Source organism: Microbacterium sp. Bi128 (assembly GCF_918698205.1).
In genome coordinates this window covers 1-1,155 of the sequence record NZ_CAKKMM010001540.1, presented here as the reverse complement: position 1 = coordinate 1,155, position 1,155 = coordinate 1, and the positions used below count along the sequence as shown (strand labels likewise).

General features: G+C 65.4%; 1 protein-coding gene and 1 pseudogene. One reads left to right on the top strand and one right to left on the bottom strand.

What is annotated here, in order from left to right:
* The coding region (locus LQV45_RS34380; protein WP_230012350.1) for an MFS transporter at nt 1–657 on the bottom strand (657 nt) is incomplete at its 3' end.
* 251 nt (nt 658–908) lie between these two features.
* Between LQV45_RS34380 and LQV45_RS34375 the strand changes: the two are divergent.
* Nucleotides 909–1,155, top strand: a pseudogene (locus LQV45_RS34375) (ammonia channel protein); the annotation flags it as partial.

Below are 1,155 nucleotides of genomic sequence, written 5' to 3'. Positions count from 1 at the left end.
TTCCATCGCAGGGGCCGTGGCGCCGGGCTGCCGCGAGGCGGCGGGGACATGGCTGAGCTGGGTCTGCACCACGACGGCGGCCAGCACCAGGGCCCCCGCGTAGGCCAGGAACGGCACCCGCAAGCCGAAGCTGGCGAGCATCCCGCCGACGATGGGGCCGCAGACGTTGCCGATCAGGAAGGCGGAGGCATAGGCCCCGGAGACCCGGCCGCGGCTTTCCGGCGGCGCGAGCCGGACCACGAGCGCCATGGACGCCACCGTGAACATCACCGAGCCAGCCCCGCCGAGGCCCCGGAAGACCAGCAGCTGCCAGTAATTCTGGGCGAAGGCGCAGGCGGCCGTGGACACCGCGACGATCAGCAGCCCGGCCACATAGACCGGCCGTTCGCCCAGCTTCACGATCAGGGTGCCCGCGGCCGGTGCGAAGACGAGCCGCATGAAAGCGAAGATGCTCACGATCACGGCCGCGGCGGTCGCCCCGACGTCCAACGTGGTGGCGAACTGGGGCAGAACCGGTGCCACGAGGCCGAAGCCGATCGCAATCAGGAAGGCCGCCACCAGCATCACCTTGATGTCCCGGGGCAGCCGGGAACGGCCCGGGGCCCGGGAGGGCACCTCGGCTGCGGCGTCGCCGGCGGGGCGGGAGGTCTTGCTCATAATGCGTTCGTCCTTGGGAAGATGCGGTGCCGGCTGGCGGCGGGTCCAACAAGTGCGGGAATAATCCGCTGAAACATAACCGTAACAAGTGTGAGATGCACCATTTACGTCCGGGAGGTTCTTGTAACAACCCGGCAATATAAATCCTCCGCCAGCGAAACACGGCCCCGCGAAACTCTTTCTAGAACGCAAATAAATGCGTTGGGACCGGCGGACTACTCCGCACCTAATAGCAAGAGAGGACGTAGACCATGGAACTCACCGCAGGTCTCGTTTGGCTCCTGGTGGCCGCGGCACTCGTGCTGTTCATGACCCCGGGCCTGGCATTCTTCTACGGCGGCATGACCCGCGCCAAGTCGGCTTTGAACATGATGATGATGAGCTTCGTCGCCATTGGAACCGTCGGCATCATGTGGATCCTGTGGGGCGCTTCGATGGCTACGACCAACGAAGACAACTTCTACCAGATCTTCGCCAACCCGTTCAGCCACTTCGGCC